General features: G+C 65.1%; 12 protein-coding genes. 4 read left to right on the top strand and 8 right to left on the bottom strand.

The window, feature by feature from the left end; genetic code table 11:
* Nucleotides 1-177: 177 nt before the first annotated feature.
* From folD to BXA00_RS26685, 3 genes are read right to left on the bottom strand one after another with little or no spacing between them, the layout of a single operon-like run.
* On the bottom strand, nucleotides 178-1,032 hold the full coding sequence (gene folD / locus BXA00_RS26695) for a bifunctional methylenetetrahydrofolate dehydrogenase/methenyltetrahydrofolate cyclohydrolase FolD (RefSeq protein ID WP_076521376.1): 855 nt from the start codon (nucleotides 1,030-1,032) through the stop codon (nucleotides 178-180).
* Nucleotides 1,029-1,655: a response regulator transcription factor gene (locus tag BXA00_RS26690; RefSeq protein WP_043545730.1), complete on the bottom strand. Its 627-nt coding sequence runs from the start codon at nucleotides 1,653-1,655 to the stop codon at nucleotides 1,029-1,031. Before BXA00_RS26690 ends, folD begins: the two co-directional genes overlap by 4 nt.
* The gene (locus BXA00_RS26685; RefSeq protein ID WP_076521375.1) at nucleotides 1,652-3,406 is read right to left on the bottom strand and encodes a PAS domain S-box protein; all 1,755 of its coding nucleotides are present in this window, start codon (nucleotides 3,404-3,406) and stop codon (nucleotides 1,652-1,654) included. The genes BXA00_RS26690 and BXA00_RS26685 overlap by 4 nt, the downstream gene beginning before the upstream one ends.
* Nucleotides 3,407-3,758: 352 nt before the next feature.
* Here BXA00_RS26685 and aceE point away from each other — a divergent pair, with 352 nt between their 5' ends.
* From aceE to lpdA, 3 genes are read left to right on the top strand one after another with little or no spacing between them, the layout of a single operon-like run.
* Nucleotides 3,759-6,467 (top strand): pyruvate dehydrogenase (acetyl-transferring), homodimeric type, encoded by a 2,709-nt coding sequence (aceE, locus tag BXA00_RS26680; protein WP_076521374.1) that lies wholly within the window; start codon nucleotides 3,759-3,761, stop codon nucleotides 6,465-6,467.
* Between the two features lie 12 nt (nucleotides 6,468-6,479).
* Complete coding sequence (gene aceF, locus BXA00_RS26675) at nucleotides 6,480-8,159, top strand: dihydrolipoyllysine-residue acetyltransferase (RefSeq protein WP_076521373.1); 1,680 nt, start codon at nucleotides 6,480-6,482, stop codon at nucleotides 8,157-8,159.
* A gap of 12 nt (nucleotides 8,160-8,171) precedes the next feature.
* Nucleotides 8,172-9,959, top strand: a complete 1,788-nt coding sequence (gene lpdA / locus BXA00_RS26670) for a dihydrolipoyl dehydrogenase (protein ID WP_076521372.1) — start codon at nucleotides 8,172-8,174, stop codon at nucleotides 9,957-9,959.
* A 93-nt stretch (nucleotides 9,960-10,052) separates the two neighbouring features.
* Here lpdA and BXA00_RS26665 read toward each other — a convergent pair whose 3' ends face one another.
* Nucleotides 10,053-11,258, bottom strand: coding sequence for an MFS transporter (locus BXA00_RS26665; protein WP_076521371.1), 1,206 nt, complete (start codon nucleotides 11,256-11,258; stop codon nucleotides 10,053-10,055).
* A 110-nt stretch (nucleotides 11,259-11,368) separates the two neighbouring features.
* Here BXA00_RS26665 and BXA00_RS26660 point away from each other — a divergent pair, with 110 nt between their 5' ends.
* Nucleotides 11,369-11,872 carry a MarR family winged helix-turn-helix transcriptional regulator gene (locus BXA00_RS26660; protein WP_076521370.1) on the top strand — a complete coding sequence of 168 codons (504 nt, stop codon included), beginning with the start codon at nucleotides 11,369-11,371 and terminating at the stop codon, nucleotides 11,870-11,872.
* Between the two features lie 166 nt (nucleotides 11,873-12,038).
* Here BXA00_RS26660 and BXA00_RS26655 read toward each other — a convergent pair whose 3' ends face one another.
* The 4 genes from BXA00_RS26655 to BXA00_RS26640 form a co-directional block, all read right to left on the bottom strand.
* On the bottom strand, nucleotides 12,039-12,233 hold the full coding sequence (locus tag BXA00_RS26655; protein WP_076521369.1) for a putative motility protein: 195 nt from the start codon (nucleotides 12,231-12,233) through the stop codon (nucleotides 12,039-12,041).
* A 162-nt stretch (nucleotides 12,234-12,395) separates the two neighbouring features.
* A complete protein-coding gene (locus BXA00_RS26650; RefSeq protein WP_076521368.1) occupies nucleotides 12,396-13,268 on the bottom strand; it encodes a hypothetical protein in 873 nt (290 codons plus the stop codon).
* 388 nt (nucleotides 13,269-13,656) lie between these two features.
* Nucleotides 13,657-15,336, bottom strand: a complete 1,680-nt coding sequence (locus tag BXA00_RS26645; protein WP_076521367.1) for a flagellin — start codon at nucleotides 15,334-15,336, stop codon at nucleotides 13,657-13,659.
* Between the two features lie 257 nt (nucleotides 15,337-15,593).
* Nucleotides 15,594-17,198, bottom strand: a complete 1,605-nt coding sequence (locus BXA00_RS26640; protein ID WP_076521366.1) for a methyltransferase regulatory domain-containing protein — start codon at nucleotides 17,196-17,198, stop codon at nucleotides 15,594-15,596.
* Between the last annotated feature and the right edge of the window lie 76 nt (nucleotides 17,199-17,274).

Raw genomic sequence — 17,274 nt, 5'->3', positions numbered from 1 at the left:
GGATCGCCGGGGGCGCTTTGGCATCGGGCTTGCGGCAGGGACAGGGCATTGCCCATCCGGCAGGTGTCCGACACCCGGGAGGCCCTCGCGCATGTGCCACGAGCCGCGCGCGCGGGTGTCAGACATCGAGATGTCACGAACACCCGCCCGCCAGGGGGCATCCGGCGCGTTCCGCTTTCAGGCGGCAGCAGCCCGTTCAGCCGCTTCGACCGTATTGACCAGCAGCATGGCGATGGTCATGGGACCCACGCCGCCCGGCACGGGCGTGATCGCGCCGGCCACTTCCTTGGCGGAGGCGAAGTCCACGTCGCCGCACAGCTTGCCGTCCGCGCCGCGGTTGATGCCCACGTCAATGACGACGGCGCCGGGCTTGATCATCGAGCCGTCGATCATGCCGGGCTTGCCGGTGGCCACGACCAGCACGTCGGCGCGGCGGGTCTGGGCCGCCAGGTCGCGCGTCTTGGAATTGCAGATCGTGATGGTGGCGCCCGCCTGCAGCAGCAGCATCGCCATGGGCTTGCCCACGATATTGCTGGCGCCCACGATGACGGCCTCGGCGCCGCGCAGCGCCACGCCTTCAGCTTCCAGCATCTTCATCACGCCATACGGCGTGCAGGGACGGAACAGCGGCTGGCCGGTCATCAGCAGGCCCGCATTGCTGACATGGAAGCCGTCCACGTCCTTCTCGGCCGCGATGGCTTCGATGACCTTGTGGGCGTCCATGTGCTTGGGCAGGGGCAACTGCACCAGGATGCCGTGAATGGAAGGATCCTGGTTCAGGACCTCGATGCGGGCCAGCAGTTCGGCCTCGGTCATCTCGGCGGGGTACTGCTCTTTCACGGAATGCAGGCCGGCCTTTTCGCAGGCCGCGACCTTGTTGCGCACGTACACCTGCGAGGCGGGGTCCGCGCCCACCAGCACCACGGCCAGGCCGGGGCGGGTGCCCTTGTCGGCCAGGACCGAAACACGTTGGGCGACTTCTTCGCGAATGCGCTGCGACAGGGCCGCGCCGTCAATAATCCTAGCGGTCATGCATGAGCCTCAGGTTTGGCCAAGGCCACTTTCATCAAATCAGCAACGGTGGTCACTTCAAGTTTTTCCATAATGTTGGCGCGGTGCGCCTCGACGGTCTTGATGCTGATGCCCAGGTCGTCGGCGATCTGCTTGTTCAAGCGGCCGGCGACGATGCGCTCCAGCACCTGCTGCTCGCGCGCGGTCAGGCGCGCTAGCATGGCTTCGTGGTCCTTCTGGGCCTGGTGCTTGCTCACGCGTTGCGTGGCCTGCTCCAGCATGCGCGCCACGATCTCGCGCAGGTCGGATTCGTTGAACGGCTTTTCCAGGAAGTCGACGGCGCCTTTCTTCATGGTCGACACGGCCATGGGCACGTCGCCGTGGCCCGTGATGAACACGATGGGCAGCGGCGCATTGCGGGCAATGAGCTGCTCCTGGAGTTCCAGGCCGCTCATGCCGGGCATGCGCACGTCGGCGATCAGCACGCCAACCTGGCTGGCGTCGTAATCTTCCAGGAAAGATTCGCCGCTGGCGTAGGCGCGAACGCGATATCCGTTGGCTTCCAGCAGCCAGCGCAGCGAATCGCGGACCGCTTCGTCGTCGTCAACAATGAATACCGTGCTCGACAGGTGGGGCGTGTTCATGCGTGCAACTCCTCGGACTGATCGTTCTGGGCCTGCGTCTGGGTCGCAGCGCAGGGCAGGGTAAAGCGGAAGATAGTACCGCCGGCGGGATTCGGGTCGGCCCACAGGCGGCCGTGGTGCGATTCAATAATGGTACGGCAGATGTTCAGCCCCATGCCCAGGCCCTGGGACTTGGTGCTGAAGAAGGGTTCGAACAGGCGCTCGGGCTCGGCCAGGCCATGGCCGCGGTCCACCACGGCTACCTCGATATGCTGCTCGTGCAGAATTACGGCAACCTTAAGCTCGTCGGACTCGCTCTTTTCCATGGCTTCCAGGCCATTCTTGAGCAGGTTCAGCAGGACTTGTTCAATCAGGATGGGGTCGGCCAGGACGTCCGGGGCGTTGGACGGCACGAAGCTGTCGATGCGGATGCGGCGCTTGCGGGCATCGATTTCGGCAAAGCCGATGGCGTTGTCGACGATGCGGCCGATCGCCACGCGCTGGCGGCGCGGCTCGCTGCGCTTCACGAATTCGCGGATGCGGCTGATGATCTTGCCGGCGCGCTCGGCCTGCGAAGCGGCCTTTTCCAGCGCCGGCAGCAGCATGTTGGGGCTGGTGTGGCCGGCCTTGACCAGGGCCACCGCGCCCATGCTGTAGTTGGCGATGGCCGTCAGCGGCTGGTTCAGTTCGTGCGCCAGCGACGAGGCCATCTCGCCCATGGTGGTGAGGCGGCTGGTGAGCTGGATCTTTTCCTGCTGCACGCGCGACGCTTCCTCGTGGCCGCGGCGTTCGGTGATGTCGCGCGCCACCTGCATGCGCACGCGGCGCCCGTCCGTCCAGGCCAGCATGCGGTGGTGCACTTCAAACCAGCGCTGCACCGACGGCGCGAAGACTTCGACCGATTCGTCGGTGAAGCGGCCGCGGCGGCCGGCCAGCAGTTCATCGTGACCGCCCGTCTGCGCGCCGAACACGCGGCGGTACGTGCGGTTGGCGAACAATAGTTCCAGCCCGTCGTGGGTGTCGGCGGTAACCGAAATGGCGTCGTCCAGGCCTTCCAGCACGGTCATGAAGCGCTCGTGCGCGGCGGTCAGGGCCTCGCGGATGCGCTTGGGCTCGGTGATGTCGGTCATGGACGTCATCCAGCCGATCTGGTTGCCATTGGGGTCCAGCAGCGGCGACACATACATGCGCGCCGTGAAGCGCGAGCCGTCGCGGCGCTGCGCCTCGACCTCCAGGCCGCTGCTGGGCGTCTTGCCCGACATCAGCACGTCCAGCGTGTGCTGGTGCTGCTCGTGGCGGCCCGGCACCCAATAGGGGAAGGGCGGGCTGCGGCCGATCAGGTCGGCTTCGTTCCAGCCGATCATCCGGCAGAAGGCGGGGTTCACGTAGGCGATGCGTCCCTCCATGTCGAGCACGCGCATGCCCGTGGACATGGAGTTCTCCATGGCGCGCCGGAAGCCGGTTTCGGCGATGAGCGCGGCCTCGGCGGTGGACCGGAAGCGGGTATAGCGCCAGAGCATCAGCAGGCTGATGACGATGACGCAGGACAGCGCCAGCACCACCCAGATCAGGCGTTGCTGGCGCAGTTCCTGGTCTATCGTGACAAACATGACGCTGTCGTCATGGATGCGCTGCAGCCAGAAGAAGACGCCCATCACACAGATATAGAGGATCAGCACCATCGCGGGCGTGACCCAGTACACCCCGCGCCGCCGGGTACGGGCGTGGTCGTGGAAAGGCGTAGGAATATTGGACTTGGGCGCGCTGGACATGGAATTCGGGCCGGATAGACCGCGCATTTTAGTGCGTGTTGGAAGGGAATTGCCGGGAATCAAGCCCTGCGTTCGGGCTAGGCCATAAAAAGTATGGCGTTCCGGCATTCAGCTTCGGGTCAACTTTCCGTATTATGAAATGCCGTACCGCAACATGAAATTTTCCTTGCGACCGGTTAATCTTCTTTCTTAGAATGCCGCCTGATAGGGAAACCGGCCCTGGCAGGTCCTTAGAACACCCCGACCCCATGCATCACATGGTAGCCCGGATGATCCCGGCTACCATGCAATGTCCGCGAGTAGATAAATAAGCGGGTGTGTGGTCACGACGAACCCCAACAGGAGACACACGATGTCCTCTAACGCCCAGGCTGGCGCCGTGCAGGCCGCCAACGACGAAGACACCCTTGAAACCCAGGAGTGGCTCGAAGCCCTGGCGGCAGTCCTCGACCGCGAAGGACCGCAGCGCGCCCATTACCTGCTGGAACGCCTGATCGACGAAGCCCGTCGCTCCGGCGCCCACATCCCGTTCTCGCCCAACACCGCTTACGTCAACACGATTCCGCCCGGCCTGGAGCCGGCGCATCCCGGCAACCTGGAACTGGAATCGCGCATCCGCTCGTACGTGCGCTGGAATGCCATGGCCATGGTGGTCAAGGCCAACAAGCACAACCCGCCCGACGGCGGCGACCTGGGCGGCCACATCGCGTCGTTCGCCTCGCTGGCCACCATGATCGGCTGCGGCCAGAACCACTTCTGGCACGCTGAAGACGAAGGCCACGGCGGCGACCTGGTCTACTTCCAGGGCCACACCTCGCCCGGCATGTATGGCCGCGCCTACCTCGAAGGCCGCCTGACCGAAGAACAGCTGAACCACTTCCGCCAGGAAGTCGACGGCAAGGGCCTGTCCTCGTACCCGCATCCGAAGCTGATGCCGGACTTCTGGCAGTTCCCGACCGTGTCGATGGGCCTGGGCCCGCTGATGGCCATCTACCAGGCCCGCTTCCTGAAGTACCTGCACGCCCGCGGCATCGCCGACACCAGCAACCGCAAGGTCTGGGTGTTCTGCGGCGACGGCGAAATGGACGAACCCGAGTCCCTGGGCGCCATCGCCCTGGCGGCCCGCGAAAAGCTCGACAACCTGATCTTCGTCATCAACTGCAACCTGCAGCGCCTGGACGGCCCGGTGCGCGGCAACGGCAAGATCATCCAGGAACTGGAAGGCGACTTCCGCGGTTCGGGCTGGAACGTCATCAAGCTGATCTGGGGCGGCTACTGGGATCCGCTGCTCGCGCACGACAAGGAAGGCATCCTGCGCCAGATCATGGAAGAAACCGTCGACGGCGAGTACCAGGCGTACAAGGCCAATGACGGCAAGTTCGTCCGCGAACACTTCTTCGGCAAGCACCCCAAGCTGCTGGAAGCCGTGTCGCGCATGAGCGACGAGGACATCTGGCGCCTGAACCGCGGCGGCCATGATCCCCACAAGGTGTACGCCGCCTTCAAGTCGGCCAGCGACCACACCGGCCAGCCGACCGTCATCCTGGCCAAGACCATCAAGGGCTACGGCATGGGCCACGTGGGCCAGGCCAAGAACCCGACCCACCAGCAAAAGAAGCTGGAGCTGGACTCCATCCGCGAATTCCGCGACCGCTTCGGCATCCCCATCCCGGACGACAAGCTGGCGGACCTGCCGTACTTCAAGCCGGCGGAAGACTCGCCCGAAATGAAGTACCTGCACGAGCGCCGCGCCGCGCTGGGCGGCTATCTGCCGCGCCGCCGCGCCAAGGCCGACGAGCAACTGAAGGCCCCCGCGCTGGACGCCTTCAAGGCCGTGCTGGAGCCCACCGCCGACGGCCGTGAAATCTCCACCACCCAGGCTTTCGTGCGCATCCTGAACCAGGTGCTGCGCGACAAGGAACTGGGCCCGCGCGTCGTGCCGATCCTGGCCGACGAATCGCGCACCTTCGGCATGGAAGGCCTGTTCCGCCAGATCGGCATCTACGCGCCGGAAGGCCAGAAGTACGTCCCGGTCGACAAGGACCAGGTCATGTACTACAAGGAGTCGGCCGACGGCCAGCTCCTGCAGGAAGGCATCAACGAAGCGGGCGCGATGAGCTCGTGGATTGCGGCGGCCACGTCGTACTCCTCGAACAACCGCATCATGATCCCGTTCTTCATCTACTACTCGATGTTCGGGTTCCAGCGCATCGGCGACCTGGCCTGGGCCGCCGGCGACATGCAGGCGCGCGGCTTCCTGCTGGGCGGCACCGCCGGCCGCACGACGCTGAACGGCGAAGGCCTGCAGCACGAAGACGGCCACAGCCACATCCTGGCCTCGACCATCCCGAACTGCGTGTCCTACGACCCGACGTTCGGCCACGAGCTCGCCGTGATCATCCAGCATGGCTTGAAGCGCATGGTGGAAGACCAGGAAAACGTCTATTACTACCTGACGGTGATGAACGAAAACTACCCGCAGCCCGGTCTGACCCAGGGCGACGAGGAAGGCATCATCAAGGGCATGTACAAGCTCAAGTCGCACGGCAAGGGCAAGAACCGCGTGCAGCTCATGGGCTCGGGCACCATCCTGCGGGAAGTCATGGCCGCGCAGGAACTGCTGGCTTCCGATTGGGATGTCGCATCGGACCTCTGGAGCGTCACCAGCTTCACCGAGCTGCGCCGCAACGGCCTGGACGTCGAACGCCACAACATGCTGCACCCCGACGAGAAGAAGCCGCAGGTCGCTTACGTCACGGAACAGCTGGCCAAGACGGAAGGCCCGATCATCGCGTCGACCGACTACATGAAGCTCTTTGCGGACCAGATCCGTCCGTTCGTGCCCAAGGGCCGCGAATACAAGGTGCTGGGCACCGATGGTTTCGGCCGCTCGGATTTCCGCGCCAAGCTGCGCGAGCACTTCGAGGTGGACCGCCACTTCGTCGTGGTCGCCGCCCTGCGCGCGCTGGCCGACGAAGGCAAGGTGCCGGTTGCCAAGGTGGCCGAAGCCATCAAGAAGTACGGCATCAATCCGAACAAAGCCAACCCGCAATACGCCTGAGGGTAAAGAGACATGAGCAACATCGTGCAAATCAAGGTTCCCGACATCGGCGACTTCAAGGAAGTGGAAGTCATTGAAGTGCTGGTTGCCGTGGGCGACACGATCAAGGCGGAACAGAGCCTGATCACGGTCGAATCCGACAAGGCCTCGATGGAAATCCCGGCGTCGCAGGGCGGCGTCGTGAAGTCCATCGCCGTGAAGGTCGGCGACAAGGTCGCCGAAGGCGCGGTCGTGCTGGAAGTGGAAGCCGCCGACGCCGGCGCCGCCAAGGAAGAGGCTCCCAAGGCCGACTCCAAACCGGCCGCCAAGGAAGAACCCAAGCAGGCCGCCGCCGCTGCCCACAAGGCCGAAGCGTCGGCCCCGGCCCCGGCCGCCTCCACGGGCCCGGTCGAGATCGAAGTGCCCGACATCGGCGACTTCAAGGAAGTGGAAGTCATCGAAGTCATGGTCGCCGTCGGCGACACCATCAAGGCCGAGCAGAGACTGATCACCGTCGAGTCCGACAAGGCCTCGATGGAGATCCCGGCCTCGCAGGGCGGCGTGGTCAAGGAAGTGAAGGTCAAGGTCGGCGACAAGGTCGCCAAGGGTTCGGTCGTGGTGGTGGTGGAAGGCGGCGCGCAGCAAGGCGCGGCGCCCGCAGCCAAGGCCGAAGCCGCGCCGGCTGCCAAGTCGGAAGCCAAGGCCGAAGCCAAAGTTGAAGCTGCGCCGGCCGCTGCACCTGCCGCGCGCCCGGCCCCCGCCGCCGCGCTCGAAGACGCCAACCTCAAGCCCGGCCAGTTGCCCCACGCTTCGCCGTCCGTGCGCAAGTTCGCGCGTGAACTGGGCGTGAACCTTTCCAAGGTGAAGGGCACGGGTCCCAAGGAACGCATCACCGCCGACGACGTCCGCGGATTCGTCAAGCAGGCCCTGTCCGCGGCCCCGGCGGCTGCCGCCGCCGGCGGCTCGGCCGATGGCGCCGCGCTGGGCCTCCTGCCGTGGCCGAAGGTCGACTTCACCAAGTTCGGCCCCATCGAAGCCAAGCCGCTGTCGCGCATCAAGAAGATCTCGGGCGCGAACCTGCACCGCAACTGGGTCATGATCCCGCACGTCACCAACAACGACGAAGCGGACATCACCGACCTGGAAGCGCTGCGCGTCACGCTGAACAAGGAAAACGAGAAGTCGGGCATCAAGGTCACCATGCTGGCCTTCCTGATCAAGGCCGTGGTCGCGGCCCTGAAGAAATTCCCCGAGTTCAACGCGTCCCTGGACGGCGACAACCTGGTGCTCAAGCAGTACTACCACATCGGCTTTGCGGCCGACACGCCCAACGGGCTGGTGGTGCCGGTGATCCGCGATGCCGACAAGAAGGGCATCCTGCAGATCGCCCAGGAAATGACCGACCTGTCCAAGAAGGCCCGCGACGGCAAGATCTCGCCCGCCGAAATGCAGGGCGGCTGCTTCTCGATCTCGTCGCTCGGCGGTATTGGCGGCACCTCGTTCACGCCCATCATCAACGCGCCTGAAGTCGCCATCCTGGGCGTGTCGCGCTCCGCGCACAAGCCCGTGTGGGACGGCAAGCAGTTCGTGCCGCGCCTGATGGTGCCGCTGTCGCTGTCCTACGACCACCGCGTCATCGACGGCGCCTCGGCTGCCCGCTTCAACGCCTATCTGGGCGCCTTGCTGGCCGACTTCCGCCGCATCGCGCTGTAAACGGGGAGCCCTATGAGCAATACCGTTCAAATCAAAGTGCCGGACATCGGCGACTTCAAGGAAGTGGAAGTCATCGAGGTGCTGGTGGCCGTGGGCGACACGATCAAGGCCGAACAAAGCCTGATCACCGTGGAATCCGACAAGGCCTCGATGGAAATCCCCGCGTCGCAGGGCGGCGTGGTGAAGTCCATCGCCGTGAAGGTCGGCGACAAGGTTGCCGAAGGCGCCGTCGTGCTGGAAGTGGAAGCGGCCGGCGCCGCCAAGGAAGAAGCCCCCAAGGCGGATGCCAAGTCCGACGCCAAGGCGGCCGCGAAGGACGCTTCCAAGTCTGAAGCGCCCGCCGCCAAGGCTGCCGCGCCTGCCGCCGCCACCTACAGCGGCTCGGCCGACGCCGAATACGACATGCTGGTCCTGGGCGCGGGCCCTGGCGGCTACTCCGCCGCCTTCCGCGCCGCCGACCTGGGCCTGTCCGTGGTCCTGGTCGAACGCTACAGCACGCTGGGCGGCGTCTGCCTGAACGTGGGCTGCATCCCGTCCAAGGCGCTGCTGCACAACGCTGCCATCATCGACGAAGCCCGCGAACTGGCCGCCCACGGCATCAGCTTCGGCGAGCCCAAGATCGACCTGGACAAGCTGCGCGGCTACAAGGACAGCGTGGTCGCCAAGCTGACCGGCGGCCTCGCGGGCATGGCCAAGGCGCGCAAGGTCACCGTGGTCACCGGCGTGGGCGAATTCGCCGACGCCAACCACCTGACCGTCAAGGCGGCCGACGGCAAGACCCAGACCCTGCGCTTCAAGCAGGCCATCATCGCCGCCGGCAGCCAGTCGGTGAAGCTGCCGTTCCTGCCCGAAGACGACCGCATCGTCGACTCCACCGGCGCCTTGCTGCTGCGTGAAGTGCCCAAGAAGATGCTCATCATCGGCGGCGGCATCATCGGCCTGGAGATGGGCACGGTGTACTCCACGCTGGGCGCGCGCCTGGACGTGGTGGAAATGCTGGACGGCCTGATGCAGGGCGCCGACCGCGACCTGGTCAAGGTGTGGCAGAAGAAGAACGCCTACCGCTTCGACAACATCATGTTGAAGACCAAGACCGTGGGCGCCGAAGCCAAAAAGGACGGCATCTACGTCAGCTTTGAAGGCGAGGGCGCGCCCAAGGAACCGCAGCGCTACGACCTGGTCCTGCAGGCCGTGGGCCGCAGCCCCAACGGCAAGAAGATCGGCGCCGACAAGGCGGGCATCGCCGTCACCGACCGCGGTTTCATCGAGGTCGACCGCCAGATGCGCACCAACGTGCCGCACATCTACGCCATCGGCGACATCGTCGGCCAACCCATGCTGGCCCACAAGGCCGTGCATGAAGGCCACGTCGCCGCCGAAGCCGCCGCCGGCCAGAAGTCCTTCTTCGATGCGCGCGTCATCCCGTCGGTGGCCTACACCGATCCGGAAGTGGCGTGGGTCGGCCTGACCGAAGACGAAGCCAAGAAGCAGGGCATCAAGATCGAGAAGGGCGTCTTCCCGTGGGCCGCCTCCGGCCGCGCCATCGCCAACGGCCGCGACGAAGGCTTCACCAAGCTCATCTTCGACGCCGAAACGCATCGCATCCTGGGCGGCAGCATCGTGGGCACCCACGCGGGCGACCTGATCAGCGAGCTGGCCCTGGCCGTGGAAATGGGCGCCGACGTCGTCGACATCGCCAAGACCATCCACCCGCACCCGACCCTGGGCGAATCGGTGGGTATGGCCGCGGAAGTCGCCGAAGGCGTCTGCACGGATTTGCCGCCGATGAAAAAGAAGTAACGTGCAACAGTGACGCGCCGCGGCTTGCCGCGACCGCCACCCGAAAAGCGCCGGCCCTTGCGAGGGCGCGGCGCTTTTTTTATTCAGACGATTTCATGCGGCGATCCGCCGGTACGAGGCGGGCGAAAACCGCAGGGCAAGCGCCAGCAGGACTATGGCGCCGCCAAGCATCACGACCCAGGCCTGGCTCAGGCTGGAAAACCGGTCGCGCAGCACGCCCGCCAGCAGCGGCATGAAACTCGCGATCACATAGCCCCCGCCCTGCACAAACGCCGCCAGCATCCCGGCCTGGGCCGGATCGTCCACATGGTCCATCGCCACGATCAGCGACAGCGGAAAGAGCGCGCCGATGCCCACGCCCAATAGCAGGCAGGCAAGCAGCGCCAGGTTGAGCGGGGCAAGGATCAGGCACGCCAGCCCGCAGATCAGGATGACGAGGACCGCCGCAAGCGGCGTGCGGCGATCGGGAAACCTGCCGATCCAGGCCGAGACGGCAAGGCCGGCCATGACTTCCGCCAAGGTCAGGCCGCCCAGCAGAAAGCCCGCGGCGGAAGGCGCCCAACCCAGACTGGTGTAGAACGGCGGCAACCACGCCAACACCAGCGTGTAGGCGCCGGTGCCGATGCCGAAAAACAGCATCAGCTCCCACGCCCGCAAGTTGCGCCAGAAACTGTGCGGCGCCGGGCGCGAAGCGGGCAGGCGTGGCGATGCGCGGCGGGCCGACTGACCGCGCGACGACTGACCGCGCGCCGCGTTCAGCCACAGGGGCAGCGCCACCACCGCGGGCAGGCTCCAGAATGCCAACGCGGCTGGCCAGCCCATCTGGCCGGCCAGCCCCGCCGCGCCCGCCGCCGCGATGGCCGCGCCCGCCATGATGCCGGTGGTGTAAAGCCCGAAAACCCGTCCCATCTCATGCGCGAAATGGCGCTTGATGAAGGCCGGAAGCAAGGTCTGCACCAACGCAATGCCCACGCCCGCCACCGCTGCCGTCAGCAACAGCCCATAGGTGTCCACCGCCACGTAGCGGGCCAGGCAGGCGAGGGCCACCAGTGCCAGTCCCAGGCCGATTCCGCCGCGTTCGCTCAACCGGCCGGTGACGTGCCGCCCGGCCAGCGCGCAAAGGCCCATCACGAACACGGGCAAGGTGGTCAGCAGGCTGGCCTGCGTGTGGGTCGCGCCGGTGGCCGCCTGGATCATGTCCAGCAGCGGCCCGATCGCCGCCAAGGCGGGACGCAGATTCAGCGCCACCGCCACGATGGCGACGACGACCAGCAGGGGGCGAAACGGCAGGCTCCGCATAAACTATCTCGACGTAAAGTTATTTGATATCGAAGTATATAGATGGGGTTGCTGGTCCTGCAACGGGATATCATTGCTTCCATCCAAAATAGCTTCATATAGAGGCAACCATGAAAGACCGCGCAAGGCGTGCCCGGGAAGAATGGCAGCGCGAACGGCCGGACATCGACGCCAACGTGATGGCGTTGGTGGGACGCCTGCTGGAAGCCACCCACCTGCTGGAGCGCCACTGGTTCCTGCCGCTGGCCGCGCAGTTCGAGCTGCATCAAGGCGAGTTCGACGTCATCGCCACGCTGCGGCGCTCGGGCCACCCCTATGCCATGACACCCACCGAGCTGCATGAAGGCTTGATGCTGTCGTCAGGCGCGATGACCAGCCGGCTCGACCGGCTTGAACGCAAGGGGCTCATCGAACGCGTGCCTTCCCCCAACGACCGGCGCAGCACCCTGGTACGGCTGACGCCGGCCGGCCTGGCGCTCATCGACAAGATGCTGCCGCTGCACGTCGCGAACGAGCAGCAGGCGCTGTCGTCCTTGACGCAGAAGGAGCAGGGGCAACTGGATGCGCTGCTGGCCAAACTGATCGTGGGGTTGGCGGCAAAGCCGGCGGATTGACGGAGGGCGGGGCGCGGAGGCGCGGGTGGGTGCGGGCGTGGGGGCGGGTGCGTCGAGGCATCGGCTGGGCGTCCGGGCACCACCAGCCGGACATAAAAAAGCCGCCCGGTGCGGGCGGCTGATCTTTCATTCGGGACCACGCGGCATGCCGCCGCGCGATGCGGGTTCAGGCGTGCGTATTGATGCGCGAACCCAGCGTCCCGTCGATCGCCAGGACCGGCAGCGATTGCATCAAGGTCGCCACCGAATCGGCCTGCGCATTGATTGCCTTCTTCGTCACGCTGGCCTGAACCTCCATCATGAGGTTCGCGTCGCGCAGGGCCAAGGCGGAATTGACGGTGTTGTTGACGGAAGCATCCATGGTCTAGGTGTCCTGGTGATGTGAGGCCGATTCATTGGCCGAAGCAAGTGGCATTATGGGGCACGCCCTTGGAATGATGCAAAACATTTCGCAATGATTGCGGGCCGCGGTGCATTGTGGCGCGGGTTCGTGGCTGGCATGTGACACGGGCGGCCGGATGCATCAAGGTTGCGCCGGGCATTCCTTCACGACGCCCCAGCCGTGGTTGGCCTCGCAATACTGCTTGCGCGCTGTCCACGCGCAGTCGGGACGCTCGAAAAATCCGAGTTCCGCGCAACGCGCCAACTCGCCGTCGAGCACGGCAACCCAGGCCATCGGGTCGGGGGCGGGGATTTCGGTGATGCGCAGGGTGGGCTGCGGGGCCGAAGGAGCGTGCGGCGATTCGGCGGTGGCCGGCCGGTCCTGCGCGGCAGAAGCCGCAGGCTCTGGCGCAGCGGAAGCGCTGTCCGCGGTGTCCGGCGTGGCAGGAGCATGCTCCACTGCCGGGGCGGAGGGCGACGTGTCGGCCGCCGGCGATGCGGTTCGGGACGGCTCGTCCTGTGTCGTGCCATCAGGCGTCGCGTCCGCGCCCTTGCTGCCCACATCGGGCTCCGGGGGCATGGGCAGCGGCGGCGACGGCGCCAGCGGCACGCGCACCGGGCTGGCGGCGGTCGCGCCCGAGTTCGGGGTGCTGGGCGAATTCCATGACACCACGAGCAGCACCAGGGCGGCATAGATGGCCAGCGTATAGAGCACGGTCAACGTCGCGCACCCCACACGGCGGCGCGTCATGGGTTCGGCCTCATCGCGTCCGAGCAAACTGCGCCACCCGACCAGCGCCGCGCCCGGTGCCGAAATCAGCCACCAGCACAGCCGCTTGAACCAGCCGGGCTCCTGCCGGGGCAGCGAGGCATGCACCTGGGCGGCCAGCAGCTCGCGCAAGGCGCGATTTTCTTCGCGCAGACGCCGGGTCTGCGAGTCCGCGGGCCCCTGGTCATCGTGATCCGGAGTGCTGTCGTGCTGCGTAGCGAGTGGATCGGGAGGCGTGGCGGTCATTGGGTGAAAAATACGGATACAAACGTGCGGAGGCAATTATGGGGCAAGCGACCAGGCAGCCAATGGGCGAATAGCGACGGAAAAGGGCGGCTTGGCGAGGAATCGAACCTACCGGGGAAAACCGGACAGGGTCGATCGTTCCTGAGCCGGGACGACGCGCATGCGCGCTCTCCGGCGGGGGCAATGCGCCGCGGTGCGGGAGGATGTCCCTGCGAGCCACAACAGAAATGCGCGCAAACGAAATGCGTGCAAGAGACACGGGCGCAAAAAGAAACAAGCCGGCGGCTGCCGGCTTGTTTGTTCGACCAGGTGCGAAGCACCCGGTGCGATGAGGAGGGCAGGAGCGTCTTGCGAGCTTCCCGCCCAACCGTCGGGCGTTGCGGCGTGATTAACGCAGCAGCGACAGAACGGTTTGCGGCACTTGGTTGGCCTGGGCCAGAACCGAGGTGCCAGCCTGTTGCAGGATCTGAGCCTTGGACATGTTCGACACTTCCGTGGCGTAGTCCGCGTCTTGAATACGCGAGCGGGCCGACGACAGGTTGTTCACGACGTTGTTCAGGTTGGCGATCGTCGATTCCAGACGGTTCTGCACGGCACCCAGTTCACCGGTCAGCTTGTCCAGCTTGGTGAAGGCAGCGTCCAGGGTCTTCAGCGGATCGGTGGTCTTGTCACCGGCGCTGGTGGTTTCGGTCGTCAGCTTGCCATCCGAACCAACCAGGACCTTGGCGCCATCAGCCGAAGCGTATTGGCCGGCGGTCGCGCTGTTGTCACCGACGACGGTGACTTCACCGGTGTCAGCGTTGATCTTGTACGACGTGTCGAACGTTTGGATGTCCGTCAGTTCGCCCTTGTTGTCGACCCAGGTGTTGTTCGAGTCGGTGGTGGCGATGGCGAACGTCACGGCGGCGGACGTGATGCCCGAGCCGAGGGTCACGGTCGAAACGGCGGTCGAGGAGCCCATGGCGCTCAGGACGTCAGCGGTCGTGGCGACGGCGGTGTACGACAGTTCGTCGGCAGCGCTGTGGCTGTACTTGGTGCCGCCGATGGTGACCGAGCTGTTGGCTTCGGTACCGACCGAGGTCAGGACGTCGTCCAGCGTGGCTTGCGTGAGGGCGCCGCTGGCGTCGTTGGTGGTCAGTTCGCCGTCGGCGTTCAGGAATGCAGCGTTGCCGCCGATCGTGATCTTGCCGGCTGCGTCGACGTCGAACGAGGCGCTCTTGCCCGTCGAGATTTCGTAGCTGCCCGAGATCGTGCCGCTGCTGGGCTTGATCTTGTTGGCCAGAGCCGTCACGTCAGCGCCGACGGTCGTGTCGACAGTCTTCGTGTACGTGAAGTTGCCCTTGGCGGCATCGTACGTGTAGGTGGCGCCGCCGCCCACAGCGACGGTGTTGCCGTCTTCCAGCTTGCTCAGCACGGTTTCAGCGGAGGCAGCGTTGAACGTCGTGGTGGCCTTGTAGGTGCCGTCGCCTTGCAGGGTGCCGCCTTGAGCGATCACGTCCGTCACGGTGGCCGAGCGGTTTTGCGTCACGCCCTTGCCGTTCACGTTGAAGCCGTCCAGACCCAGCGTCTTGACGCTGATTTCCGACAGGTTCAGGGTGATGGTTTCGCCGTCGTTGGCGCCGACTTGCAGCGTCAGGGGCTTGGCGGAGTCGGACAGGACCTTCACGCCGTTGAAGTCGGTTTGTTCCGAGATGCGGTCGATGTCGGCCAGGCGCTGGTTGATTTCGCCTTGGACCGAGTCCAGCTGTTCTTGCGAGTAGCTGCCGTTCGAAGCCTGCACGGTCAGTTCGCGGATACGCTGCAGGTGGGTGTTGACTTCGGAGGCGGCGCCTTCCGTCGTCTGGGCCAGCGAGATACCGTCGTTGGCGTTACGAGCAGCTTGCGTCAGGCCGCGGACGTTGGCGGTGAAGCGGTTGGCAATGGCCATACCGGCGGCGTCGTCCTTGGCGCTGTTGATGCGCAGGCCCGACGACAGGCGCTCGATGGCGGTGCCCAGGGAAGATTGCGACTTGTTCAGGTTGTTCTGAGCAACGAGCGACAAGTAGTTGGTATTGATGACTGCAGCCATGTTTAGGCTCCCAAGAGAGAAAGGCTTCTTCAAACCGGGCAGCTAGGCCGCCCAAACTGTAACGGTGAGGTATCGACTTGCTTGCTGAATCTCTTCCGTTGCCAGGATAACGACAGGGCCAAATCAATCTTTAGGGCAAATTTTCGATATCGGCGAATATTTGCATTTCTCGGGAGGCGGGCCGCCAGGGAATCCCTTGATGACGTGCCCGCGCATAGCGGGGGCGCAGGCACGTCTTGCCTGTCAACAAACGTGGGCTACAGCAGGACGCCCCGCGACCTCAGGACGCCGATCGCATCGGAAAGCAGCGTCTGTGCCGTGGAATCGAGATTGCGCACCCGCTTTAGCGACTTGCCCGACGGGTGGCCGACTTCGCCGCTCGCCAGCGCATCGCGCAGCAGGGTGCGCAGGTCCGTGATCGCGGTCTGGCCGTCGATGTGCCGGATGACAAACTTGCTGACCTCGTCGGCGGGCAACTGGACGTGTTGGTGCCACAAGTTGTAGATACCCACCGGCAGTGTGTCGCTGCTGGCCAGCCGCTGCAGGCACTCCAGGCCGGGAATCCACTGGGGTTTGGCCGCGGCGGGAAGATAGCCCGTCGATTCGATGCGGTACTCCAGCGCGCTGACGTTGAGGATCAGCACTAGGTGGGTCAGCACCAGTTCCGCCAATTCCTCTTGCGATATCCCCTTTTTGGCCTTGGAGCGGGCAGCGTCCATCAGCTCGGCAAAGGGCAGGGCGCGGGGCCAGGCCAGTCGCAGCGCTTCGGCGACGGCAACAAAGGTGGGCTCGATGCTGGCAATGCCTTTGCCGCGCGCGGTGCGGTAATGCCGCTCCTTGGACGGTGCGCCCGCCGGCGCCTTGGCTGCGGTCAGATTCGCGCCGAAGTGCATTTTCTCGAACACATTGACTTCAGGCGTTTCCAGAATCTCCGGTGCGCGTTCCTGGTGGACGAGCAAGCTCTTGCGGAACTGGCGTCCCACCGCGAAGTCCAGATATTGCTCGCGCATTTCCTTGGGCGCGTCGGCCGAAAGCGCGTTATGCAGGACGGCAACATTGTTTCCATAATTGCTGGCCATGCAGGATTGCGGTTCTGCGTCCGTCAGATAAGCCAGGCCAGCTTGCTGCGCCGCCGCCGCAAACTCCAGGAAATAGCAGGGCGAATTAACCGCTTCCAGATATTCGTGAACCAGGTAATAGTCGGAATGCCTGCGCAATTGGCGGGCCGCGTGTTGCAGCGCGGAGCGCAGCGGATTGCCCTCGGCAAGCCCATTTTCCAGCATGCTCAGCATGTCTTTCGCGCGCGACAGGCGTTCCTGCGCGGTTTGGGCGCCGTGGCTGTTCAGAATCATGGCATCGCGCACCACGTCTGACGCCTTCCAGCCTGGATAGGTGTTGTAGCTGATGTACGCGATGCCGTTGGGCGAAAGGTTTTCGCGGCACACGCGCAGGATGGCGTCCCGGACGACCGGCGGCACCCAGCTGAATACCCCGTGCACGATGATGTAATCGAACTGACCGAAATCCTTGCTGATGTCGGTGATGCTCATCGCGCGCAAGTCGATATTCTTCAGCCCCATGGCTTTGATGACGGCCTGCCCGGATTCGACCTGCTGCGCCGACAGGTCGACGCCCGTGGCGTGCGCGCCCGGATGGGCGGCTGCAAAGGGCAGCAGGTTGCCGCCGGCCGCGCAACCCAGTTCCAGGATGCGCGCCGTTTCGATGGCGGGCGCCTGCAATCCGTACAGCGAGGCGACGGCGCGCAAATGGCCAGGCGCGGTCAGCGGGAAGGCATAGGATTCGTATGGCGTTTCGTCGTAGGCGTCGGAAAGCGCCTGCACGATGTCGTCTGTTTGATTCATAACGGATTCCAGGGCGGAAGGAGGGCTGTACCGGCGACATTGCGGAAACCGTCGGTACCTAGATGAATGGTGGCGA

It is taken from the genome of Achromobacter sp. MFA1 R4 (assembly GCF_900156745.1).
In the GTDB taxonomy this organism is placed as follows: Bacteria; Pseudomonadota; Gammaproteobacteria; order Burkholderiales; family Burkholderiaceae_B; genus Achromobacter.
The sequence above is the reverse complement of the archived record's forward strand: the minus strand, read 5'-3'. Positions and strand labels throughout refer to the sequence as shown.

Coding starts and splice junctions, on each gene's coding strand:
- folD (WP_076521376.1), bottom strand. CDS start 1,032: ATGACCGCTAGGATTATTGACGGCGCGGCCCTGTCGCAGCGCATTCGC.
- BXA00_RS26690 (WP_043545730.1), bottom strand. CDS start 1,655: ATGAACACGCCCCACCTGTCGAGCACGGTATTCATTGTTGACGACGAC.
- BXA00_RS26685 (WP_076521375.1), bottom strand. CDS start 3,406: ATGTCCAGCGCGCCCAAGTCCAATATTCCTACGCCTTTCCACGACCAC.
- aceE (WP_076521374.1), top strand. CDS start 3,759: ATGTCCTCTAACGCCCAGGCTGGCGCCGTGCAGGCCGCCAACGACGAA.
- aceF (WP_076521373.1), top strand. CDS start 6,480: ATGAGCAACATCGTGCAAATCAAGGTTCCCGACATCGGCGACTTCAAG.
- lpdA (WP_076521372.1), top strand. CDS start 8,172: ATGAGCAATACCGTTCAAATCAAAGTGCCGGACATCGGCGACTTCAAG.
- BXA00_RS26665 (WP_076521371.1), bottom strand. CDS start 11,258: ATGCGGAGCCTGCCGTTTCGCCCCCTGCTGGTCGTCGTCGCCATCGTG.
- BXA00_RS26660 (WP_076521370.1), top strand. CDS start 11,369: ATGAAAGACCGCGCAAGGCGTGCCCGGGAAGAATGGCAGCGCGAACGG.
- BXA00_RS26655 (WP_076521369.1), bottom strand. CDS start 12,233: ATGGATGCTTCCGTCAACAACACCGTCAATTCCGCCTTGGCCCTGCGC.
- BXA00_RS26650 (WP_076521368.1), bottom strand. CDS start 13,268: ATGACCGCCACGCCTCCCGATCCACTCGCTACGCAGCACGACAGCACT.
- BXA00_RS26645 (WP_076521367.1), bottom strand. CDS start 15,336: ATGGCTGCAGTCATCAATACCAACTACTTGTCGCTCGTTGCTCAGAAC.
- BXA00_RS26640 (WP_076521366.1), bottom strand. CDS start 17,198: ATGAATCAAACAGACGACATCGTGCAGGCGCTTTCCGACGCCTACGAC.